13 protein-coding genes are annotated in these 24,225 nt (G+C 69.3%); 11 read left to right on the top strand and 2 right to left on the bottom strand.

Annotated features, from left to right (window positions below):
- Positions 1–6: 6 nt before the first annotated feature.
- Complete coding sequence (locus tag OG230_RS29580; protein ID WP_328911576.1) at positions 7–1,089, bottom strand: magnesium and cobalt transport protein CorA; 1,083 nt, start codon at positions 1,087–1,089, stop codon at positions 7–9.
- A gap of 189 nt (positions 1,090–1,278) precedes the next feature.
- Between OG230_RS29580 and OG230_RS29585 the strand changes: the two genes are divergently transcribed.
- A complete protein-coding gene (locus OG230_RS29585; protein WP_328906788.1) occupies positions 1,279–3,969 on the top strand; it encodes a SpoIIE family protein phosphatase in 2,691 nt (896 codons plus the stop codon).
- A 25-nt stretch (positions 3,970–3,994) separates the two neighbouring features.
- Here the strand turns inward: OG230_RS29585 and OG230_RS29590 are convergent, their stop codons facing one another.
- Positions 3,995–4,534 (bottom strand): MmpS family transport accessory protein, encoded by a 540-nt coding sequence (locus OG230_RS29590; RefSeq protein ID WP_328906789.1) that lies wholly within the window; start codon positions 4,532–4,534, stop codon positions 3,995–3,997.
- 393 nt (positions 4,535–4,927) lie between these two features.
- Between OG230_RS29590 and OG230_RS29595 the strand changes: the two genes are divergently transcribed.
- From OG230_RS29595 to OG230_RS29640, 10 genes are all read left to right on the top strand, one after another.
- Positions 4,928–13,480: a golvesin C-terminal-like domain-containing protein gene (locus tag OG230_RS29595; RefSeq protein WP_328906790.1), complete on the top strand. Its 8,553-nt coding sequence runs from the start codon at positions 4,928–4,930 to the stop codon at positions 13,478–13,480.
- The gene (locus tag OG230_RS29600) at positions 13,467–14,012 is read left to right on the top strand and encodes a hypothetical protein (RefSeq protein ID WP_328906791.1); all 546 of its coding nucleotides are present in this window, start codon (positions 13,467–13,469) and stop codon (positions 14,010–14,012) included. The genes OG230_RS29595 and OG230_RS29600 overlap by 14 nt, the downstream gene beginning before the upstream one ends.
- Before the next feature lie 82 nt (positions 14,013–14,094).
- Positions 14,095–14,520 carry a hypothetical protein gene (locus tag OG230_RS29605; protein WP_328906792.1) on the top strand — a complete coding sequence of 142 codons (426 nt, stop codon included), beginning with the start codon at positions 14,095–14,097 and terminating at the stop codon, positions 14,518–14,520.
- A 96-nt stretch (positions 14,521–14,616) separates the two neighbouring features.
- Positions 14,617–15,450: a M55 family metallopeptidase gene (locus tag OG230_RS29610; RefSeq protein WP_328906793.1), complete on the top strand. Its 834-nt coding sequence runs from the start codon at positions 14,617–14,619 to the stop codon at positions 15,448–15,450.
- On the top strand, positions 15,443–16,786 hold the full coding sequence (locus tag OG230_RS29615) for a M20/M25/M40 family metallo-hydrolase (protein ID WP_328906794.1): 1,344 nt from the start codon (positions 15,443–15,445) through the stop codon (positions 16,784–16,786). The genes OG230_RS29610 and OG230_RS29615 overlap by 8 nt, the downstream gene beginning before the upstream one ends.
- 21 nt (positions 16,787–16,807) lie before the next feature.
- Positions 16,808–18,826: a prolyl oligopeptidase family serine peptidase gene (locus OG230_RS29620; RefSeq protein WP_328906795.1), complete on the top strand. Its 2,019-nt coding sequence runs from the start codon at positions 16,808–16,810 to the stop codon at positions 18,824–18,826.
- Positions 18,823–19,767: a S66 peptidase family protein gene (locus OG230_RS29625; protein WP_328906796.1), complete on the top strand. Its 945-nt coding sequence runs from the start codon at positions 18,823–18,825 to the stop codon at positions 19,765–19,767. The genes OG230_RS29620 and OG230_RS29625 overlap by 4 nt, the downstream gene beginning before the upstream one ends.
- Positions 19,768–19,927: 160 nt before the next feature.
- The gene (locus OG230_RS29630) at positions 19,928–21,682 is read left to right on the top strand and encodes a CocE/NonD family hydrolase (RefSeq protein ID WP_328911577.1); all 1,755 of its coding nucleotides are present in this window, start codon (positions 19,928–19,930) and stop codon (positions 21,680–21,682) included.
- A gap of 125 nt (positions 21,683–21,807) precedes the next feature.
- Positions 21,808–22,047 (top strand): LapA family protein, encoded by a 240-nt coding sequence (locus tag OG230_RS29635; protein ID WP_328906797.1) that lies wholly within the window; start codon positions 21,808–21,810, stop codon positions 22,045–22,047.
- Positions 22,048–22,167: 120 nt separating this feature from the next.
- Positions 22,168–24,219 carry a SpoIIE family protein phosphatase gene (locus OG230_RS29640; protein ID WP_328906798.1) on the top strand — a complete coding sequence of 684 codons (2,052 nt, stop codon included), beginning with the start codon at positions 22,168–22,170 and terminating at the stop codon, positions 24,217–24,219.
- The last annotated feature ends 6 nt before the right edge of the window (positions 24,220–24,225 follow it).

Below are 24,225 nucleotides of genomic sequence, written 5' to 3' on the forward strand. Positions count from 1 at the left end.
CCTCCGTCAGAGCCAGCCGTTGCGGCGGAAGCCGCGGTGGATGAGGAAGCAGGCGGTGGCCATGACGCTGACGACGAACGGATACCCGTAGGTCCACCGCAGCTCCGGCATGTACGCGAAGTTCATGCCGTACACCCCGCAGACCATGGTGGGTACGGCGATGACGGCGGCCCAGGCCGTGATCTTGCGCATGTCCTCGTTCTGGGCGACGGTCACCTGAGCCAGGTGGGCCTGGAGCACCGAGTCGAGCAGCGCGTCGAACGACGTGATCTGGTCGGTGGTACGGGCCAGATGCCCCGCGACATCGCGGAAATACGGCTGGAACTCCGGGCCCACCGGCCCCATCGGCCCGGCCGCCAGGGCCTGGAGCGGCCGGCTCAGCGGTGCCACCGCCCGCTTGAACTCCATGAGCTCACGCTTGAGCTGGTAGATCCGCCCGGCGTCGCCCCGGCCGGAATGCTCGCTGAACACCGCGGTCTCCACCGCGTCGATGTCGTGCTGCACCGCCTCGGCGACGAGCAGGTAGTTGTCCACCACCCGGTCGGCTATCGCGTGCAGCACGGCGGCGGGCCCCTTGGCCAGTTGCTCCGGGTCCGCCTCCAGGGCCTCCCTGAGCGGCCCCAGCGAGCCGTGACTGCCGTGCCGCACCGTGACCACGAAGTCGGCGCCCGTGAAGATCATGATCTCCCCGGTGTCCACCACCTCACTGGTCGCGGTGAGCTGCTCGTGCTCGACGTAGCCGCAGGTCTTGAAGACGGCGAACAGAATGTCCTCGTACCGCTCCACCTTGGGCCGCTGATGGGCGTTGACCGCGTCCTCGACGGCCAGCGGGTGCAGTCCGAACAGTGCGGCGACCCCGGCGAACTCCTCGGCGGACGGTTCGTGCAGCCCGAGCCAGACGAAGCCCCGGCCGGAGTCGCGGACCCGGCGCAGTGCCTCGTCCGGCGGGCAGGCGGCCGGGTGCCGGACGCCGTCCTCGTACAGCACGCAGTTGACCACCGCGCTGCCCAGCGGTGAGCGCGCGGGGTGGCTGAGGTCCACGCCGGGCCGGTGGGCCCGGCGTACCGCGTGACGTAGTTTGCGGACGATCGGCACTGCGGACTCCTTCACGCGGCGGACGGCGCGGCCAGTGTGCCACTGGATCACGCCGTGCAGGCCGGGAGGGCCGGTGTACGGAGGGCCGGGCGGCGGTCTCCGACGTTCCGCGGGCCCGGCCCGCGCGTGGCGCGATGCGTCGTGCGGCTCGCCCGGACTATGCGGAGGGTGTAAAAAGAGGGCATGGCCGGACGCTACGGCCGCCCGCGCTCGGTTCTCAGGATGCGGACCGTCGCCGGTCAGGTCTTTCTCCTGCAAGTGGCGATCGTGGTGCTGTTGGTCGCCGCTGCCGTGGCCGCGCTCGTGCTCCAGTCCAGGGCCGACAGCGAACGGGAGGCCCGTAACCGGTCGGTCGCCGTGGCCGAGACGTTCGCCAACGCGCCGGGTACCGCGGCGGCCCTCAAGGCCCCCGACCCCACCGCAGTGCTTCAGCCGAGCGCCGAAGCGGCCCGGAAGGGCTCCGGGGTCGACTTCGTCGTCGTGCTGAGCACGGACGGAATCCGCTACACCCACCCGTTGCCCGACCGGATCGGCAAGAAGTTCGTCGGCAATCTGGAGCCCGCCCTGAACGGCGGCATCGTCGTCGAGCAGATCACCGGAACCATCGGACCGCTCGTCCAGGCCGTGGTGCCGGTCACCGACCGTAACGACACCGTCGTGGGCCTGGTGTCCGCCGGGATCACCATCGAACGTGTGAGCGGTGCTGCGGAGGATCAGTTCCCGCTGCTGTTCGGCTCCGCCGGCGGGATCCTGCTCGTCGCCACCGGCGGCACGGCGCTCGTCAGCCGGCGTCTGCGCCGCCAGACGCGCGGCCTCGGCCCCACCGAGATGACCCGGATGTACGAGCACCACGACGCCGTCCTGCACGCCGTGCGGGAGGGCGTCGTCATCATCGGCGGCGACGGCCGTCTGCTGCTCGCCAACGACGAGGCGCGCAGGCTGCTCCCCCTTCCGCCGGAAGTGGAGGGGCGCACGGTCCCCGAGCTGGGCCTCGACCCGGTCACCACGGAGCTGCTGGTATCGGGCCGGACCGTCACCGACGAACTGCACCCCGTCGGCGACCGCCTGCTCGCCGTCAACCAGCGGTCGACGGACAAGGACGGCGGACCACCCGGCAGCGTGACGACGCTGCGGGACACCACCGAACTGCGTGCCCTGACGGGCAGGGCCGACGTGGCCCGGGCCCGGCTGGATCTGCTGTACGAGGCCGGAGCGGAGATCGGCACCACCCTCGACGTGGTGCGCACGTGCGAGGAACTGGCGGACTTCGCCGCCGCCCGCTTCGCCGACCTCGCCACCGTCGACATCGTCGAGTCCGTGCTCCAGGGCGAGGAGCCGTCCGCCATCCGCGGGGCGACCGAGATGCGGCGTGCGGCCCTCGCCGGCGAGCGGGACGGCATGGGCCTCCACCCGGTCGGCTCCACCATCCGCTTCGTGCCGACGACGCGCCTGGGGTCGGGCCTCGACCGCGGAGAGGCCGTCCTCGAAACGGAGCTGGGGGACTTCGCCGGCTGGCAGGAGCAGAACCCCGACCGGGCCCAGCGACTTGTCGACAACGGCGTGCACTCCATGATCTCGGTGCCGCTGCGCGCCCGCGGCGCCATTCTGGGCGTGGCCATCTTCTGGCGCGCCGCCGGGCACGCGCCGTTCGACGAGGAGGACCTGTCCCTCGCCGAGGAACTGGTGGCCCGCGCCGCCGTCAGCATCGACAACGCCCGCCGCTACTCGCGCGAGCACACCATGGCCGTGACCTTGCAGCGCAGCCTGCTGCCGCACGGTCTCCCCGAGCAGAACGCCCTCGACGTCGCCTTCCGCTATCTGCCCGCGCATGCCGGGCGCGGAGGTGTCGGCGGCGACTGGTTCGACATCATCCCGCTCCCCGGCGCACGGGTCGCGCTCGTGGTGGGCGACGTCGTCGGCCACGGGCTCCACGCAGCCGCCACCATGGGGCGGCTGCGCACCGCGGTCCACAACTTCTCCACCCTGGACCAGCCGCCCGGCGAGATCCTGTGGCACCTGGACGAACTGGTCGCCCGGATCGACCAGGACGACCCGGCCGAGGCGGCGGTCACCGGAGCGACCTGCCTCTACGCGATCTACGACCCGGCCTCCGGACGCTGCACCATGGCCCGGGCCGGCCACCTCCAGCCGGTGATCGTCCACCGGGACGGCACCGCCGAGTTCGCCGACGTGCCCGGCGGCCCGCCGCTGGGTCTCGGCGGACTGCCCTTCGAGACCCTGGAGGTGCTGCTGCCCGAGGGCAGCGATCTGGTGCTCTACACGGACGGGCTCGTCGAGGACCGGAGACGCGACATCGACGAAGGACTGGAGCTGCTGCGCCGCACCCTCGCCGAGCACGCGGCCGACTCGCCGGAGGCCACCTGCGAGGCGACCGTCCGCAGGCTGGTGAACGACCGGGCCCGCGACGACATCGCCCTGCTCGTCGGACGCACCCACAGGCTCGACCCGGCGGACATCGCAGACTGGGACGTACAGTCCGACCCGTCGGCGGTGTCGCAGGTACGGGCCGATGTCTCGGAGAAGCTGGCCGAGTGGGGACTGACCGAGGAGTCCTTCACCACGGAGCTGATCCTCAGCGAGCTGGTCACCAACGCGATCCGTCACGCGGCAGGACCCATCCGCGTACGGCTGATCCGTGACCGCTCACTGATCTGCGAGGTCTCCGACCACAGCAGCACCTCACCCCACCTGCGGCAGGCCGCCACGACGGACGAAGGGGGCCGCGGACTCTTCCTCGTCGCCCAGTTCGCCGACCGGTGGGGGACCCGTTACACCGACGACGGCAAGGTCATCTGGACGGAGCAGACCCTGGCGGCGGCACCGCCCCCGCCGCACGTCCGCCGGGGGATTTGAGCGCGCCGCCCCGACGGTCCGGGACTCAGCCCGTTCCGTCAGCCGGAACCGGTGACTCCGGCGCGGGGAGCTCGCTGGTGCAGGTGCTGCGTCCGAAGACCCCTGACGCGGTGGCGCGCTGGACGTGCTTGCCGCCCACGGCGAGCGTGCAGCTCGCCTCGCCGCCCTTCTCGCCGAGGGTGACGTTGACGACGGGGGAGGCGCCGAGCGGAACGCGCACGGTCTTCTTCCACGGCAGCTCGGCGTCCTTCACGACCTGCGCGCGGTCGGCCGTGCCGTCCCCTCGGTAGGAGATGTCGGCAGCACCCTCGCCGAGTACCTCGTACGTCACGTCGGCGGTGGGGACCGCGGACTTCTTGTCCGCCTGCTCGTCGTTCGAGTCGAGGATTCCGTACGTGACGAGTCCGCCGCAGGCGAGCAGCAGCGCCACTGCGACGGCGATGCCGCGCAGGTCCGGGCTCCGGGATGCCTTACCGGCAGCCGTGCTTTCGGACTGCTCGGGCTGCTCCGGCTCGTCGGGCTGTTCCGGCTGTTCCGGGTCGTTCGGTTCCTGAGCTGTGGACATGGCCGCGCTTTCGGTCGGAGCGAGTTCGCCTGGGTTATACACCATCAGAAACCGCACGTGCCAGGACGCGGAAGAAGTGGGTTAATTGGGGCACGCATTCTCACCCGGTGTTCTCTCGGGGTGTCAAATACCCGAATTATGAACTCTCTTGACTGGCATTCAAACAATCCGTTAGACAGCCCCCGACTTTGATCGATGCGTCTTCGGCGAGGCCACTTCCCTGCATTCGGGCGGTGGTCCGGTTGGCATGCCCGGAGGTAGGTCGTCGTTCAGGTCGGCATTGAGTGCGACTGGCAGGGGGGTCCTCGCCGGCGTGCCGATGAAGGGAATGGCGTGAAAGTGAGACTCGGGCGGGCTGTTGCCTGCCTTGTGGTGTCGGCAGTTGCTTCGACGATGTTGCCGCAAGTCGCTTATGCGGCTGAGGTGTCGGGTGATGACGGCGATGGAATCGTTGATGCCTTCAAGGGCTGGTTCTCCGACAGTGAGGGCGAGAACGAGCCAGAGGCGCCCAGGACGGGTGGAAGTCCTGTTCTGCCGAGCCGGGAGAAGCTGCCGGCGGGGAAGGCGGCTCCGAAGGCGAAGCGGGTTGCGGAGCTGACGGGCCGGCGGACGGCGAATCAGCGGTTCTGGCGGTTGTCGGACGGTCGGGTGCAGACCGAGGTGTCGGTCGAGCCGACCGGCTACCGCTCGGGGAAGTCGTTCAAGAACATTGATCCGACGGTCACCGAGACCGACGCCAAGGGCTTCGCGCTGGCGAACACGACGAACGCGGCGCGCAGTTGGTTCGGTACGGATGCGGACCGGTTGCTGAAGTTCGAGGCCGAGGGCCACACGGTGACGCTGGGCCTTCAGGGCGCGGGCAAGCTCGCGCCGGTGGCCGAGGGCAACACCGTGACGTACAAGAACGCGGTGCCGGGCGCGGACCTGTCCTATGTGGTGGGTCCGGGCCGGGTGAAGGAGAACATCGTTCTCGCGGAGCGGCCGACGGGTCCGGTGTCGTTCACGTTCACGCTGGACGCGGGCGGGCTGACGCCGAAGTCGGGCAAGGACGGCTCGGTCGAGTTCTACGGCGAGGCTCCGAATCCGGTTCTCGTGATTCCCGCGGCGTTCATGACGGACGCGAAGAGGGACGCGACCGCCCCCTACGGGGCCGGTTACAGCCCCGCCGTGGAGCAGAGGCTCACCAAGTCCGGTGAGGACTGGAAGCTGACGGTCACACCGGATGCGAAGTGGCTGGCCGCGAAGGAGCGGCAGTACCCGGTCACGGTCGATCCGACGATCACGATTGCGCCGACGCCGTCTTCGGCGCAGGACGTGATGATTTCCTCGGACGGTCCGGCGTCGAACTATGACGACAACTGGCGTCTGTCGGTCGGTAATACGAGTACGGGCTCTTCGCGGGCCCTGATCCGCTTCCCCCTCGGCACCGTCCCGGCGGGTACCAAGCTGGATTCGGCCGATCTGAAGCTGTACTACGACCAGACGCACACCGCGGGTGACACCGAGGTGCAGCTGGAGGCGCACCGGGCCACGCAGCCGTGGTCCGAGGCGGACGCGACGTGGAACAGCGCGAACACCTTCACCGGTGAGCTGTCCGGTACGTCGGTGCTCGTCGATGACGGTGACGCGGGGCGGACCGCTGCGGTGGGTGCGTGGCCGGCGTCGGGGAACACGGCGTACACGCAGTACGCGACGAACCAGGACTACCTCTACAACAAGGACACGGTCGCCGGGGACACCTACACCTGGCAGCCGAGCCTTCCGGAGGACGGTGACTACCAGGTCGAGACGCACTACGTCCCGGCCACCGACCGTGCCACCAACACCCCCTACACCGTGACCTACAACGGTGGGACCAAGGCGTACACGGTCAATCAGCAGGCCGGCACCGCCGGTGTGTGGAAGACCCTGGGTACGCACCCGTTCAAGGCGGGCACCCTCGGCAAGATCGTTCTCGGTGACGGTCCCGCCTCCACGACGACGACCGTTCTGGCCGACGCCGTCCGCTTCACGAAGGGCGGTGTGGTCACGAAGAAGCCCAATGAGCTCAACGCGTGGCACACCTTCCCGGTGACCAAGACGGTCCAGTCGTGGATCGACGGGACGAACACCAACAACGGTTTCGTCATCAAGGCCGGTGACGAGAGCGTCAACGGGCCCAAGGGCGGGCCGCGTTACGAGGGCAGCGAGTTCGGCTACGCGGGCGAGTCCGCGAACTACCCCAAGCTCGTGCTGACCTACGGCCGCCAGGGCGTCGACCTCGCCGCCCCGACGACCATCCACGACACCGGTGCCGAGCTGAACTGGTCGACGTACGTCGACCCGTCCGTCGCGAACACGGATGACGACCTGGTCGAGTACCAGGTCCACCGCTCGATCAACCAGACGTTCACCCCGTCCGCCGCCACGATGGTCGCTCCCGTCGCACCGGGTACGACGTCGTTCACGGACACCACGGCGGTGCCGACCAAGGCGCAGGACGCGGATCCGTTCGGTCGTGCGTACTACTACATGATCGCGGTGAAGACGAAGGACCGTCAGGTCCTGCCCGCGCAGACGCAGTTGGTCAGGCTCCCGAAGGCGGGGCGCACGACCAAGGTGCTGGAGGCGTCGGCCGATACGACTCTGTCCTCGGCTGAGCCCGCGCTTGCGCATGACACGCTCACCGAGGGTGGTCCGCAGACCTGGATCTCGGCGGGGAACAACTCCCTCACCTACGGTGACACCCGTGCGCTGCTGAAGTTCCCGGCGCTGGGCATCCCCGCGACCGCCCGTGTCCTGGATGCGACGGTACGGCTCTGGGGTACCCAGACCAGCCAGGAAAGCGCTGGTGCGATCTACGAACTGAAGCCCCTGACGAAGGACTTCGACGAGACCGCCACCTGGACCAAGGCGAACGCGACGACCAACTGGACCGCTCCGGGCGGTGACGTCGGTGCGACCGTGTCGGACACCGGGTCGATGACGAACGACCCGGCCCGCCACGACTGGAACGTCACCTCGCTCGCCCAGTCCTGGGTGACCACCCCGGCGTCCCAGAAGGGCGTCGCCATCAAGATGGCCGACGAGGCCGTTAAGCAGGAACGCACCCTGTTCCTGTCCTCCGAGGGCGCCGAGGCCAAGCTCCACCCGAAGATCGTCGTCAGCTACATCGACTCGACGACCGCCTCGACGTACTTCGCGCCGCAGACCCCGGCCCGGATGACGCCGAACACCACCTACACGGTCGACTTCAACCTCACGAACACGACCACGACCACGTGGAAGGCCACCGACCAGGTCCTCACCTACAAGTGGGCCCTCCCGGACGGCACGGACGTCACCAACGGCGGCAACCAGATCCAGACCGCCCTGCCCAGTGATGTCGCACCGGGTGACTCGGTCAGCCTCCAGGCGCAGGTCAAGACCCCGATCAACTCCGATTCGGGCAACAAGCGCACCGACTACGCGCTGACCTGGGACGTCTTCAACAAGACGAACAGCACCTGGGTCTCCGGCACCGCCGGTATCCCGGGCCTGAAACAGAACGTCGCGGTGGAGGACCCCACCTCCAACCAGCTCGGCCTGGAGAAGTTCTACTCCTACGCGGGCAAGAACACCGGCGCCGGCTCGACGGTCATGAACAACACGGCCTCCGGAAACAGCGTCTGGTCCTACAACGCGTTCTCCAACCCCGGGCGTGGGGTGAGCACGTTCGCCCGCTTCTCCTACAACACGCTCGACACCTCCGACACCGTCCTCGGGCACGGCTGGTCCGGCCAGGTGGCAGGACCCACCCGCCTGGGCGCGCCGCTGGAGTTCCACCCCAAGCCCCACCCGACCGAGGTCAAGCTCCCGGACGGTGACGGCACCACGCACGTCTTCAGCAAGCAGCCCGACGGCAGCTGGAAGGCACCGGCCGGCGTCCACTACAAGCTGGAAGCCAAGCTGGGCCTGGACTGCACCCCGGACAAGGACCCGATCCCCGACGCGTGGACGATGACCCGTCCCGACGGGACCAGGTTCCTGTTCGGCTGCGACGGTTACATGACGTCGACCGTCGACAAGAACGGCAACACGCAGACGTACACGTACGAAGAGCGCAAGTCCAACAACAAGCCGACCAAGTTCCTCAAGTACATCACCGACCCGGCCGGCCGTCAGAGCCTGACCGTCGAGTACTACGCCAAGGGCGAGGCCGGACCGAAGGTCGACGACCACGTCAAGTCGATGACCGACATCTCGCAGCGCAAGGTCACCTTCGAGTACTCCGACAAGGGGCTTCTCACCAAGCTGACCGACGGTGCGGGCTCGTCCCAGCCCAAGGTGTTCGGCTTCGAGTACGACGCCACCCAGGGCAACAAGAACGTCAAGCTGGTCAAGGTCACCGACCCGCGGGCCAACTCCACCGCCCTGGCGTACTACTACCCGAAGGAGGGCGACGACCCGAAGTACCACTGGTGGACCCAGACCCTCACCGACCGGCTTCAGGGCACCACCGGGTTCGCGTACAAGGTGAACGCGACCAACCCCAAGTTCACCGACACCACGGTCACCGACGCCGAGCAGCACGGCTCGGCGTTCGTGATGGACGACTTCGGCCGCGCGGTGCAGACCGTCAACGCCAAGTCGCAGACCACGAAGCTCCTCTGGGACGCGGACAACAACGTCACGTACCTCGAAGAGGACAATGGCGCGAAGACCGCGTACTGCTACGACCAGAAGACCGGCTACCCGCTCTGGCAGCGTGACGCCGAGAACAACAAGAGCGGCGTCCCGGCGCAGAGCGAGTGCGCCCCGGGCGTCTACCCGGCGAACGCGCAGAAGTACGAGTACAAGCCGCGTCCCGACGGCTTCGGGGCCGACCTGGCCAAGAAGATCTCGCCGGAGGGCCGCACCTGGCAGTTCGGCTACGACACCTTCGGCAACCTCACCAAGGTGGCAGACCCGAAGGGTGTCGCCACCGCGACGGTGGACGACTACACGACGACGTACGAGTACGACGCCTTCGGGCAGCTGACCAAGGCCGTCGACGCCAACGGCAACGCGACCGTGAACACCGGCTTCGGGCCGACGGGTTACCCGGCCACGATCACGGACGCGCTGAACAAGTCGACTGCGTTCGTCTACGACGAGCGAGGTCAGGTCACCTCGGTCACCGATGCGCTGTCCAAGAAGACCACCCAGGCATACGACGTCTTCGGCCGTCCGACCACCAGCACCTCGCCCAAGGACCAGAACGCCGGCGTGCTCATCACGACCCCGGCTCCGGTCTACGACGCGAACGACAACGTGACCCTGTCCAAGGCGCCCAACCTGGCCGAGTCGACCGCCGTTTACGACGCGGCCGACCAACTGATCTCGGCGACCGCGCCCAAGGACACGACCACCGCCGACGAGCGCGTGGCGACGTACACCTACGACAAGGTCGGCAACCTCAAGAGCTCGACCGAGCCCAAGGGAACGCTGACCACGACCACCCCGGACGACTTCCGGACCGTCAGCACGTACAACGAGATCTACCAGCTGACCTCGGTCTCCAACATGGTGGGCGACAAGATCTCGTACGAGTACGACAACGTCGGCAACGTCACCAAGGTCATCGACCCCAAGAAGAACGCGACCGCCGACTCCACCGACTTCACCAGCAAGACCGTCTACGACCTCAACCACCGGATCACGACGGTCACGGACGCTGCGGGCAAGTCGACGTCGACCACGTACGACAAGGACTCGCTGACGCTGTCCTCGACGGACGCGGAGAACAACACCACCCTGATCACCTACGACGAGCGGGGCATGCAGAAGGAGGTCAGGACCCCGCACGACGGCACCAGCCCCATCACCTATCGCACGGTCACGTACGAGTACGACCAGGTCGGCAACACGACCAAGATCGTCTCCCCGCGCGGTACTGCCACGGGGGGCACCGAGGACTTCGTCCAGGAGACCACGTACGACCAGCTGAACCGGCCCAAGCGGCAGATCCAGCCGTACGACCCGAACGACGCGCGCTACAACCACAAGGTGTGGTCGGAGACCGAGTACGACGAGGTGGGCCGGGTCAGGAAGACCTCCCTGCCGCCGTCGGAGGGCCAGACGGTCCGTAACGACACCGTCTTCGAGTACTTCGACAACGGCTGGACCAAGAAGTCCACCGACCCGTGGGACATCGTCACCACGTACGACTACAACAACCTCGGGCAGCAGACGGCCCGTACGCTCACCTCGGCCGGTGGTTCGTCCAACCGCACCATGACCTGGGGCTTCTACCCGGACGGCAAGCTGAAGTCCAAGGCGGACGACGGCGTGCCGGTCGGCAGCTCCGTCGTCCTGGTCGACAACTCCGACACCCAGAACACCAGCTCCACGGGCACGTGGACGAAGGGCAGCATCTCCGGCCAGCAGGGGTACGACCACCAGGTCCACGCCGCCGGTGCCGGTACCGAGTCCTTCACCTGGAAGCTCAACATTCCGCAGGACGGCGCCTACACGGCCTACGTCAAGTACCCGAAGGTCACCGGTGCGGCCACGGCCGCGAAGTACACGGTGACCCACTCCGGCGGTACCACCGACGTGACCAAGGACCAGAACGCGAACTCCGGGACCTGGGTCTCGCTGGGCTCGTTCACCTTCACCCGGGGCAACACGGCCAAGCTGCAGCTGGCCCGGAACACCGGTGGCGCGGTCGTCGCCGACGGCGTGAAGCTGGTGCGGAACAACTCGGGCGACACGGACACCGAAAAGCGCTCCTTCTCGTACGCCTATGACGCCAACGGCAACCTGACGTCGATCGACGACACCTCGTCCGGCGCGCGGGTCGACGCGTACACGATCTCCCACACGGGCCTGAACCAGGTCCAGAAGGTCACCGAGGCCCTCGCGGGCCAGGAGAAGAAGTCCACCTCCTACACCTACGACGCCAACGGCAAGCCGGAGACGGTCGTTCACCCCGACCAGTACTCCAAGTACACCTACGACCTGCGGGACCTGGTGAAGACGGTCTCGGTCGGCAAGACCGCGACCGACACCGCGCCCAAGGTCACGTCGTACACGTACACCGACCGCGGGCAGCGGCTCAAGGAGACCAAGGCCAACGGCAACACGGTCGATCTCACCTACTACCTCGACGGAGTCGTCAGGACCCAGGCGGAGAAGAAGGCCAACGGAACGCTGGTCTCGTCGCACACCTACACCTACGACCCGAACGGCAACAAGTCGCAGGACGTGGCGAAGAAGATGAACGCCGACAACAACACGGCGTACCTCGACTCCACCGCCACCTTCACCTACGACCCGGCCGACCGGCTCGCCAAGTCGGTCAAGACCGGAACCGGCGCGGGCACCGACACCTACACCCACGACGACAACGCCAACGTCGTGTCGCAGACCGTCAAGGGCGACACGACCACGTACACCTACGACCGCAACCGGCTGCTCTCCGCGACCACCGCGGGGGCCACGGCCACGTACGACTACGACCCGTTCGGCCGCCAGCAGTCGGTGACCAGCGGGGGCAAGGTCGTCGAGCGGACCGTCTACGACGGCTTCGACCACGTCACCGAGAGCACCAGCCTCGACGACGCCGGGGCGGAGAAGACCACCAAGTACACCTACGACCCGCTGGACCGCACGGCGACCAAGACCGTGGACGCCAAGACGACCGACTTCGACTACCTCGGCCTCTCGGGTGAGGTGCTCGACGAGAAGGTGGCCGGCGAGATCACCAAGTCCTACCAGTACAGCCCGTGGGGCGAGCGCCTCTCCCAGGTCAAGCACAACACCGACGGGACGAGCGAGGACGGCTTCTACGGATACAACAGCCACACCGACGTCGAGACGCTGACCACCGAGGACGGCGACACCAAGGCCACCTACGGGTACACCGCCTACGGGAACGACGACGAGTCCGAGTTCACCGGGATCGACAAGCCGGAGGCCGGCGACCCGACCGAGGAGAGCTACAACCCCTACCGGTACAACGCCAAGCGCTGGGACGCCCAGTCCGGCACGTACGACATGGGCTTCCGCAACTACAGCCCGGGCCTCAACCGCTTCACCACCCGGGACATGTACAACGGCGCCCTCGCGGACATGGGCCTCGGCTCCGATCCGTACACCAGCAACCGCTACGCCTTCACCGGCGGCAACCCGACCAGCTTCATCGAGCTGGACGGTCACCTGCCGTGCGCCGAGGGCATCAAGGACGTGTGCGGCGGCGGCAGCACGATGACCAGCCTCTTCCTGGCACCCTCCAAGCCGGCCAGCGGTGGCGGCTACACGGAGGGCGCGCCCAGTGAACCCAAGGTCACGTACGACGACGACTTCCCCTACGACCCCAACTCCAAGCCGACCGCCGGCGACTACGTGAGCTGGAACAAGTGGAAGGCCAAGATGATCGGTGGCGGCCTGCTCGCCTCGCTCGGCTTCTACGGTGACGGTGCACTCGACGACGCCGTGCCCGCCTACGCCCACTACAGGGAGAACACCGGGGCGGACTTCGAGGTGAACTACAACGAGGGCTACCACGAGGACGAGGCCATCGGAGCCTTCGTGGACGGCGAGATCGCCCGGGCACAGAACGCCGCGGAGATCCTCAGCGGGAAGACCGGGAAGTCCACCTTCGACATGACCGGCGGGGCACGGAGCATGACCGGCGCCGACCTGTACACGAAGACCGAGAACTGGGACAAGACCCTGGGCGATCACAAGATCTGGGGCAGCGCCGAAGTCACCTCGCAGGGCGACAAGTTCACGATGACGATCACGGTCCACGCGATGGACCGGTACGACTTCAACAAGGGGATGAAGGACAAGGCATCGGGTGCGTCGGACGCCGAGAACGGCCGCTTCGCTACCCTCGGCTGGGCGAAACCGTTCATGGTGAGCGGTTCGCTGACCCGAGTCGTCACATGGAACAGGGGAGACGTGGGAAGCAGCACGGTGGTGACCAATGGCCCGCGGTGACGTCCGCCGGGCGTACGGGGCAGTCGCGCTCGTCGCGGCGCTGGCACTGATCACCGGCTGCGGCAGCGGTGTGGCCGATACGGCGAGCGTCCGGAGCCCCGCGGGGTCCTCGGCGCGCTCGCCGGAGTCGGCGGAGCCGGAACCGGAGCAGACGATCGAGCGGGACAAGGAACCCGTGCTGGAGCGATTCCCCGAGTTCGGGGACATCACGTCCGTCGAATGGGTCACGAAGGACTTCGGGAGGCCGTCGAGGATGCCGGGCCCCACGGACTTCCGCCTCTCGGGCGTGGCGCAGCTCGCCGACGCCGATGCCGAGCGGCTCCGGAAGGAGCACGACTGGGTGCCGGCCGAGGAGGCTCCGGCCACGCTGGCGGGGATCTCCTCCAGGGTGCCGGAGGGGGTGGCCTGGGAGGTGAGTGAGGGATTCACCTCGCAGGTGACGGGCGGGGCGTTCGAAGCGACGTTCTTCCTTGATCCCGAGACCGGGGTCATGGTGTTCGACGCCGTGAATCCGGCGGTCGCCCATTCCTGAGCACTCCCGTAGTACTGCTGGACCGGCCGTCGGCCGTACGCGCACGCGTACGGCCGACGGCCGCACGTCGTTCGGAGGCACGGTGAGAAGTACGTTCGCGTTCCGTAAGTGGGGGCATCACCTGGGCGGCCTGGCGGCCGATCTGGAGGCCGAGCTCGTCGTGGCGGAGGCTCCGCCCGAGCGCAGCACGACGGTGTGGGGCGGCGTCTGGCTCGCGCTGCCGCCGGCCGGAATCTATTGGAAGGACCTCGCGTGGCTCGCCTTCGGTGCTTCGCTGATGCGACGGCAGCTGGCTGAGGCGTACCCCGGTGGTGTCGGGATCCAGGTCCACGGCCTCGTCTACCCCCTGGCCGACTACAAGCCCGAGGTCGCCGGTGTGTGCATGGCGGGATGGCTCCGCGAGCAGCTCGACGCACCGGACCCCGGCATCGTGGTCAGGGCCGACCGGGAAAGAGGTGCGTTCGTCTTCGAGTGGGGCGACGTGGAGGGGGAACCGTTCACGGAGTAGCCGGCACGCGAGTGAAGAGGACCATTCAGTGGACTGGACCATTAAACGTCTTCGGGGTTCTGGTCCGGCCGTGCGCCGACGCGTAACGTGACGCCGATGAAGATCCTCATCAGCGCGGACATGGAGGGCGCCACGGGAGTGACGTGGCCCGCCGATGTGCTGCCCGGAACTCCGCAGTGGGAGCGGTGCCGCTCCCTGTTCACCTCCGACGTGAACGCGGCGGCCCTCGGGTTCTACGACGGGGGCGCCGACGAGGTGCTCGTCAACGAAGCCCACTGGAGCATGCGCAATCTGCTCCTGGAGCGGCTCGACGAGCGGGTGCAGATGCTCACCGGCAGGCACAAGTCCCTCTCCATGGTCGAAGGCATCCAGCACGGGGACGTGGACGCCGTCGCCTTCGTCGGCTATCACACCGGCGCCGGCACGGAGGGCGTGCTCGCCCACACCTACCTCGCCAACTCGATCACCGGCGTCTGGCTCAACGGGGTCCGCGCGAGCGAGGGACTGCTCAACGCACACGTCGCCGCCGAGTACGGGGTGCCCGTCGTCCTCGTCACCGGGGACGACCTGACCTGCGTCGACGCCGACGGATACGCGCCCGGGGCCCGCAAGGTCGCGGTGAAGGACTACGTGTCGCGGTACGCGGCGGTGTGCCGCACACCCGCCCGTACCGCCGCCGACATCCGGGCCGCAGCCAAGGACTCCACCGCGCTCGCCGTGCGTCACGACCCCGTGACGGGCGGCTCCTTCACGGTGGAGCTGGAGTTCGACGCCGAGCATCTGGCGGCAGCCGCCACCGTGGTGCCCGGCGTGGCGCCCAGTGGTGAGCGCCGTGTCGCGTACACCAGCGGCACGATGTACGAAGGAATTCGCACGTTCAAGGCGGTCACGACGATCGTGTCGTCCGCCGTGGAGGAACAATATGGCTGAGGCGACCGGCCCGCTCGGTCCGGTGGACGAGCAGGCACTCGACGAATCGGTGACGTTCACCTCCGAACTGATCCGGATCGACACCACCAACCGGGGCGACGGCAGCTGCCAGGAGCGCCCGGCGGCCGAGTACGTGGCCGAGCGGCTGGCGGCGGCCGGCCTGGAACCGGCCCTCCTGGAGCGCACCCCCGGACGTACCAACGTGGTCGCCCGTATCGAGGGCACCGACCCGTCCGCCGACGCCCTTCTCGTGCACGGGCACCTCGACGTCGTGCCGGCCGAGAGCGCCGACTGGAGCGTGCACCCCTTCTCCGGCGAGGTGCGCGACGGCGTCGTCTGGGGCCGCGGGGCCGTCGACATGAAGAACATGGACGCGATGGTCCTCTCCGTCGTCCGCGCCTGGGCCCGCGCCGGGGTCCGGCCCCGCCGCGACATCGTCATCGCGTACACCGCCGACGAGGAGGCCAGCGCCGAGGACGGCTCCGGTTTCCTCGTCGAGCGTCACGCCGCTCTCTTCGACGGCTGCACCGAGGGCATCAGCGAATCCGGCGCCTTCACCTTCCACGCGGGCGAGGGCATGTCCCTCTATCCCATCGCGGCGGGCGAACGCGGCACCGCATGGCTCAAGCTGACCGCCGAGGGCAAGGCCGGACACGGCTCCAAGGTCAACCGGAACAACGCCGTGACCAAGCTCGCCTCGGCCGTCGCCCGGATCGGGACGCACCCGTGGCCGGTGAGGCTCACCCCGACCGTCCGGGCGGCGCTCACCGAGATCGCCGCGCTGCACGGCATCCCCGTCGACACCGAGGCGCCCGGATTCGACGTCGACGAACTGCTGGGCAAGCTGGGACCGGCCGCCGCCCTGGTCGAGCCGACCGTCCGCAACAGCAGCAACCCGACGATGCTGGACGCCGGTTACAAGGTCAACGTGATCCCGGGCCGGGCCACGGCCTACATCGACGGCCGGATGCTGCCCGGCGGCGAGGACGAGTTCCACGAGACCCTGGACCGGCTGACCGGGCCCGGCGTCTCCTGGGAGTTCCACCACCGCGAGGTCCCGCTCCAGGCCCCGGTCGACTCGCCCACGTTCGCCAAACTGCGCGCCGCCGTCGAACGCTTCGACCCGGACGGCCATGCCGTGCCCTACTGCATGTCGGGCGGCACCGACGCCAAGCAGTTCTCCCGGCTCGGCATCACCGGATACGGCTTCTCGCCCCTGAAGCTGCCCGTCGGCTTCGACTACCAGGCGCTGTTCCACGGCGTCGACGAGCGCGTCCCGGTCGACGCCCTGCACTTCGGCGTCCGGGTCCTCGACCACTACCTGCGTACCGCCTGACCCGACACGGGGGGATTTCACATGGTCACTACTGCGCCCTACGGAACCTGGCCGTCACCGATCGACGCGGCACTCGCCGCCTCGCACGACGGCCGCCCGGAGTTCGTCGCCACCGTCGGCGACGAGGTGTGGTGGACGGAACCGCGGCCGGCCGAGGGAGGCCGCCGCGCCCTGGTGCGCTGCCGCGCGGACGGCACCACCGAGCCCGCGCTGCCCGCACCCTGGAACGCCCGCAGCCGCGTCATCGAGTACGGCGGACAGCCGTGGGCGGGCGCCGAGCGCTCCGAGGGCGGCCCGCTGATCGTCTTCGTCCACTTCGACGACCAGCGGCTGTACGCCTTCGAACCGGACAGCTCCCGCGCCCCCTGGCCGCTCACTCCCGTCTCCGACGTCGGAGACGGGCTGCGCTGGGCCGACCCGCAGCTCCGCCCGGTCCGCACGGAGAGCGGCGCGCAGGGCGAAGTCTGGTGCGTCATGGAGGAGTTCACCGGCGACTCGCCCACCGACGTGCGCCGGGTGATCGTCGCCGTGCCGCTGGACGGAACGGCCGCCGACGACCGGAGCAGGGTGCGGGAGCTCTCCGACGACCGGCACCGGTTCGTCACCGGGCCCAAGATCTCGCACGACCGGCGCCGGGCCGCGTGGATCGCCTGGGACCACCCGCAGATGCCGTGGGACGGCACCGTGGCGATGGTCGCGGACATCACCGACGAGGACACCTTCACCGGAGTGCACCCGCTCGTCGGCGACATCGACGAATCCGTCTGCCAGGTCGAATGGGACCGGGACGGCTCCCTGCTCTTCGTCTCCGACGTCAGCGGCTGGTGGGAGCTCCAGCGGATCCGCCCGGACGCCCCTGAGGGCGCCGTCGTACCGAGCAGCAGGCTCTGCGGCGGCCGGAGCGAGGAGTTCGGCGGCCCCATGTGGCGGATCGGGCTGCGCTGGTTCCGGCTCCTGGACAACGGGCTGATCGCCGTCATCCACGGCAAGGGCACCACCCGGCTCGGGGTGCTCGACCCCGAGACCGGCGAACTCGCCGATGTGGCGGGCCCCTGGACCGCCTGGGCCGAGACGCTCGCCGTGCAGGACACCCGCGTCATCGGTATCGCCGCGAGCCCGCACACCGCCGCCGAGGTGGTGGAACTGGACACCGCCGACGGGCACACCCGGATCATCGGCGCGCACCACCGTGACGCCGTCGATCCCGGGTACTACTCCCGGCCGCAGGAGCGCACCTTCACCGGTCCGGACGGGCGCGAGATCCACGCCCACGTCCACCCGCCGCACCACCCCTCCCACGTCGGCCCCGAGGGCGAGAAGGCCCCCTACGTGATCTGGGCGCACGGCGGCCCCACCGGGCACGCCCCGCTCGTGCTCGACCTGGAGATCGCCTACTTCACCTCCCGCGGCATCGGAGTCGCCGTGGTCAACTACGGCGGCTCCACCGGCTACGGCCGTGCCTACCGCGAACGGCTCCGCGAGCAGTGGGGCGTCGTGGACGTCGAGGACTGTGCCGCCGTGGCGGAGGCCCTGGCCGCCGAGGGCGCGGCCGACCGCGACCGGCTGGCCGTGCGCGGCGGCAGCGCGGGCGGCTGGACCACGGCCGCCTCCCTGACCGGCACGGACGTCTACGCCTGCGGGACGATCATGTACCCGATCCTCGATCTGGCGGGCTGGGCCACCGGCGAGACCCACGACTTCGAGTCGCAGTACCTGGAGTCCCTGGTCGGACTCATCGACGAGGTACCGGAGCGCTACCGCGAGCGTTCGCCGATGTACCTCACCGGCCGGCTCACCGCCCCGTTCCTGCTGCTCCAGGGGCTCGACGACGTGATCTGCCCGCCCGTGCAGTGCGAGCGGTTCCTGACCGAACTCGAAGGCCGCGGTATCCCGCACGCGTACCTCGCCTTCGAAGGGGAAAGCCACGGCTTCCGGCGCGTGGACACCCTGGTCCGCGCGTTGGAGGCCGAACTCTCCCTGTACGCACAGACCTTCGGTATCGATCGTCCCGACGTACCGCGACTGGAGCTGACGAAGTGACGATCAAGCCCCTCACCCGGCCGGCCCGGCTCCGCCCGGGCGCCCGGGTCGCCGTCGTGGCGCCTGCCGGACCCGTGCCCGCCGAGCGGCTGGAAGCCGGTCTCGACCTGCTGCGCGGCTGGGACCTGGAACCCGTGGTGGCGCCCCATGTCCTGGACGCGCACCCGGAGCTGGACTATCTCGCCGGTACGGACGAGGCGCGCGCCCGGGACCTCCAGGACGCGTGGTGCGACCCCTCGGTGGACGCCGTGCTGTGCGCCCGGGGAGGGTACGGAGCCCACCGCATGGTCGACCTCCTGGACTGGAATGCCATGCGGGCGGCCGGGCCCAAGGTGTTCGTCGGCTACAGCGACATCACCGCACTGCACGAGGCGTTCGCCGTGCGGACGGGGATCTCCACCCTGCACGGCCCGATGGTCGCGACCGAGACCTTCCTCAAGGACGCGGCGACCCAGGAGTCCTTGCGGGCCACGCTCTTCGAGCCGGACTCGGTACGTGTCCTCGGCCTGGACTCGGCCGGGGCGCTGGTCCCGGGCCGAGCCGCAGGTATCACGTACGGCGGCTGCGTCAGCCTGCTCGCCGCCGACATCGGTGCCGCGCACGCCAGGAGGTCGGCCCGGGGCGGGCTGCTGGTGATGGAGGACGTCGGAGAGGACCCGTACAGGATCGACCGCATCCTCACCCAACTGCTGCGTACCGGCGCCCTCGACGGCATCTCCGGGGTGGCCTGCGGGTCCTGGGAGAACTGCGGACCGTACGAGGAGGTGCGGGCCGTGCTGGCCGACCGGCTCGGTGGGCTGGGCATACCGGTGGTCGAGGAGCTGGGATTCGGCCACAGCCCGACGGCGCTGACGATTCCGCTCGGCGTGCCCGCCGTGCTGGACGCGCCGGCGGACGGCGGCCGGTGCACCCTCACTGTCGAGGTGCCCGCTCTCGTCTGAATTCCCCCGACTCGTGCAGAAGTTGAGCAACATTCAGGAAACGCTGTCCGGAGCGTTGACACACCTATGACACCTGTCACAGCATGAGCGCGGCCCGGTACTTACCGGTCGGTAAGGTGCCCTCGGTGTGGAGGTCTTCGTGTCACGTGCTGTCTCCAGGTTGCGTCAACCACTCGTCCTCGCGGCCGGGGCTGCGCTGGCCGCCCCCCTCGCCTTCGCGGGCCCGGCCCAGGCGGAGACGGTGCAGTACACCGTCACCCCGCTGAAGTTCACCGTCCGGGCGGGCGACCGCGCCTGCACCGTCGACGCGGACCTCTACCGTCCCGAAGGGGTCGACGCCGCACATCCCGCCCCCGCCGTCCTCGCCACCAACGGCTTCGGCGGCAGCAAGTCCGACGGGTCGACGGACGCCATCGGCAAGGCGTTCGCCGCCCGCGGCTACGTCGGTCTCGTCTACTCGGGGCTCGGCTTCGGCAAGTCGGGCTGTCTCATCACCCTCGACGACCCGGCCGTCGACGGAAAGGCCGCCTCCGGCCTCCTCGACTTCCTGGCCGGGACCCGCGCCGCCGACGACGGCACCGAGGCCGACTACGTCACCAAGGACGGCGCGGGCGATCCACGCGTCGGCATGATCGGCGGCTCGTACGGCGGGGCGGTCCAGATGGCCACCGCCGCGGTCGACCGCCGGGTCGACGCGCTCGTCCCGCTCATCACCTGGAACGACCTGGGATACGCGCTCGCCCCGAACAACACGGGGGCGCGGCAGGGCGTCTCGTCCGACACCCCCGGTGTCTTCAAGTGGCAGTGGACCAACGGCTTCTACCTGATGGGGGAGGGGCAGCCCCTCCTCAACCCGAGCCTCGACCCGTCCAGATTCGGCAACCTCACCTGCCTCCACTTCGCGGCGCGGGCCTGCGACACCATCCGGCTGCTGAACTCCGGTCGCTATCCCAGGGACGAGGCGGACGCGATGCTCGCCTACGCCCGCAGCGTCTCGCCGGCCTCCTACCTCGGCCGCGTCGAGGCACCGACCCTCCTCGTGCAGGGCCAGGCCGACAGCCTGTTCAACCTCAACGAGGCCACCGCCACGTACAAGACGCTCAAGGCGCAGGGCACCACGACGAAGATGATCTGGCAGTCGTGGGGGCACAGCGGCGGTCAGGTGCCCGGGGAGCTGAACCTCGGCGAAGGGAATCTGGAGACCAGCTACGTCGGGCAGCGCGTGCTCGCCTGGTTCGACCGCTACCTCCAGAAGAAGGACACCGACACCGGGCCCGAGTTCTCCTACTACCGCGACTGGCAGAGCGGCTACGGCACCGCGGGAGCCGTGCCGGCCCTCTCGCAGAAGATGTACCTCTCCGGCGACGGCAAGCTGGTCGACAACCGCTCCAAGGTCGCCCGGGGCAGCCGCCAGTACAGCAACTGGCTGGTACCGACCAGTCACTCCGAGAGCTCGCTGGCCGGCCTGATCGGGCTGCCCGACCCCGCGCCGTACGACACCAAGGGCACCTATCTCGGCTGGACCAGCGCCCCGCTGACCGCCCCCGTCGACGTCGTCGGAGCCCCGAAGGCCACCCTGAAGGTCGTGTCGCCCGCGACCGAACGCGTCCAGAACAGCAGGGACGCCTCCGACAAGCTGGTCCTCTTCGCGAAGGTCTACGACGTGGCACCGGACGGCACCAGGAAACTGGTGAACCGCCTGGTCTCGCCGGTGCGGGTCCCCGACGTCACCCGCCCCTTCACGGTGGACCTGCCGGGCATCGTGCACCGGTACGCGACGGGGCACCGGATCGAGTTCGCGATCGCGGCGAGCGACACCGCGTACTTCGGCAACCGGGGCATCAAGCCCGTGACGGTCGTCAGCGCCCCCGAGGACACCGGTGTACTGGAACTTCCGGTGGTTCCGGCAGGCTGACCACCCTCAGGTCTTTCACTCGAATGGCCGTATCCCGCCCGCCCTCGGACCCGGTATGGAGACATCCTGGGAGCCGGGGGCGGCATCGGGGTGCTGCAGACGAGGATCCAGCGAAAGGCCGGACCATGAGCCCCAAGGACGTATCGAGCGGCGGGAAGACCGCCAAGGGCATGCTCACTCCCGGACGGATCGCCGTCATCGTCGTGGCCGTGCTGGCCATCGTCTTCATCTGTGTGAACACCCAGGACATCACCATCCGTCTGTGGATTCCCGAGGTCACGATGCCGCTGTGGCTCGCGCTGCTGGGAGTCTTCCTCGCCGGCGGGCTGATCGGTGGCTATGTGTTCCGCCGCCGCACCAAGTGACGGCGGCGGCGGTGGTGCGCCGTCCTTGCGGCGGCCATGCGGGAGGCATCCCGCAAAGTTATGCTCGGGACAGCACTGAAGCAGCAGCCACGGTGATACCGGCCCCTGCGGAGCGTACGCATGGCAGCACGTGATCGACCGGAAGTCGGTGCCGACGAGCGGCTGGCCCTCAACCGCATGGGCACGTTCGACTGGGATCTGGAACGGTCCACGCTCGTGTTCGACGACGGGGGCCTGGCCGTCTTCGACCTGCGCCCGGGCGAGTTCGACGGCAGGTCCGACTCGCTGGTCCTGCGGGTCCCCCCGGAGGAGTGCGCCCGGCTCGAAACGGGGCTGCGCAAGGCGGTCGACGCGGGGCGTTCGTCCTACGGCGGCTACTTCCAGATCCGGCGCCGCGACGGCATCCGGCAGTGGACGCACGTACGCGGCCGTATCGTCCGCGACGAGGACGGCGTCCCTTTTCGCGTGCTCGGCATCGTACGGAACGCGACGACGGACCTCGCCGAGTTCAGCGTGGTCAGCCCGCTCGAAGCGGGCCGGCAGCGTATGAGCGCGATGGTCCAGGGCACCACGGAGGCGCTCTCGCAGGCGGTGACCGTCGAGGACGTCACCGCCGTACTGACGGGCACCGGCGGAATGGAGCGCTTCGGCGCCGACGGCCTGGTGCTGGGGCTGGTGGAAGGGAGCCGGCTCAAGCTCGTCGGCCTCGCGGGCGAGCCGGTGTCGGTCCTCGCCGAATTCGCGCTCTCCGACGCGGACCACTCCCTGCCGCTCGCCGAAGCCGTCCTCACCCAGCAACCGCGCTTCGTGGCCTCCCTGCCCGAGCTGGCCGACCGCTTCCCGCGCCTCGGCCCCTACATCCGGCGGCGCCGCCTCGACGCGGCGGCGTTCCTGCCCCTGGTCGCCCAGGCACGTTCCATCGGCGGGCTGGGACTCTTCTTCCGCGACCGCACCGAGTTCTCGGCCGAGGACCGGAACCTCTGCATCGGCCTCGCGGGCATCGTCGGTCAGTCCCTCCAGCGGGCCATCCTCTTCGACGAGGAGCGGAAGTTCGCGACCGACCTCCAGTCCTCGATGCTTCCGCGCCACATCCCGGACGTCGAGGGCGCCGACATCGCGGTGCGCTACCGGACGGCGTGGAGCGGCAGGGACGTCGGCGGCGACTGGTACGACGTGATCCTGCTGCCGCGCGGGCGCATCGGCATCGTCGTCGGGGACGTGCAGGGGCACGACACCCACGCCGCGGCGATCATGGGACAGCTCCGCATCGCGCTGCGCGCCTACGCGGGCGAGGGGCACCCCCCGTCCACCGTCCTGGCCCGCGCCTCACGCTTCCTGGCCGAACTCGACACCGAGCGCTTCGCGACCTGTACGTACGCACAGGTGGACCTCGGCTCGGGTGCGGTGAAGGCGGTACGGGCGGGTCATCTGGGGCCGATGGTCCGGCACACCGACGGCCGGATCGGCTGGCCGCGGCTGCGGGGCGGGCTTCCGCTGGGGCTGGCGACGGTGTTCGGGGAGGACGAGTACCCCGAGACGCGTCTCGACCTGGTGCCCGGCGAGACCCTGGTCCTGTGCACCGACGGGCTCGTGGAGGAGCCCGGACTCGACATCGAGGTGGGTCTCGACGCCCTGGCCGAGGCCGTGCGCACCGGCCCGGCGGAGGCGGCGGCCCTCGCCGACCATGTGACCGAGGGGCTGTGGGGGCGGGCGAAATCGGCGGACGACATCGCCCTCCTGGTCCTGCGCAGGACCCCGGACGTGGGGACGGCGCAGGCGCCGCGCATCCACCAGTACATCCACCAGGCGGACCCCGAGGGGCTGGCGGAGGCCCGCGCCTCCCTGCGGCACAGCCTTGAGCACTGGGGGCTGGGCGCGCTCGCCGACGACGTGGAGGTGGCGGCGGGCGAGCTGCTGGGGAACGTCCTCATGCACACGGAGGGCGGCGCCGTCGTCACCCTGGAGGTCCTGCTGGAGCCCGACCGGCGGGTCAGGCTCTGGGTCAACGACCGGTCCAGCGCCCGGCCGCACCGGCGTACGCCGGGTGAGGCGGCGACCTCCGGGCGAGGGCTGATGATGGTCGAGGCGGTGGCCGATCGCTGGGGCGTCGAGCCGAGGGGCGACGGCAAGGCCGTCTGGTGCGAGTTCGTGCCGCCCGCCCCCGAGGACTGACGGCAC

It is taken from the genome of Streptomyces sp. NBC_00234, from assembly GCF_036195325.1.
In the GTDB taxonomy this organism is placed as follows: Bacteria; Actinomycetota; Actinomycetes; order Streptomycetales; family Streptomycetaceae; genus Streptomyces.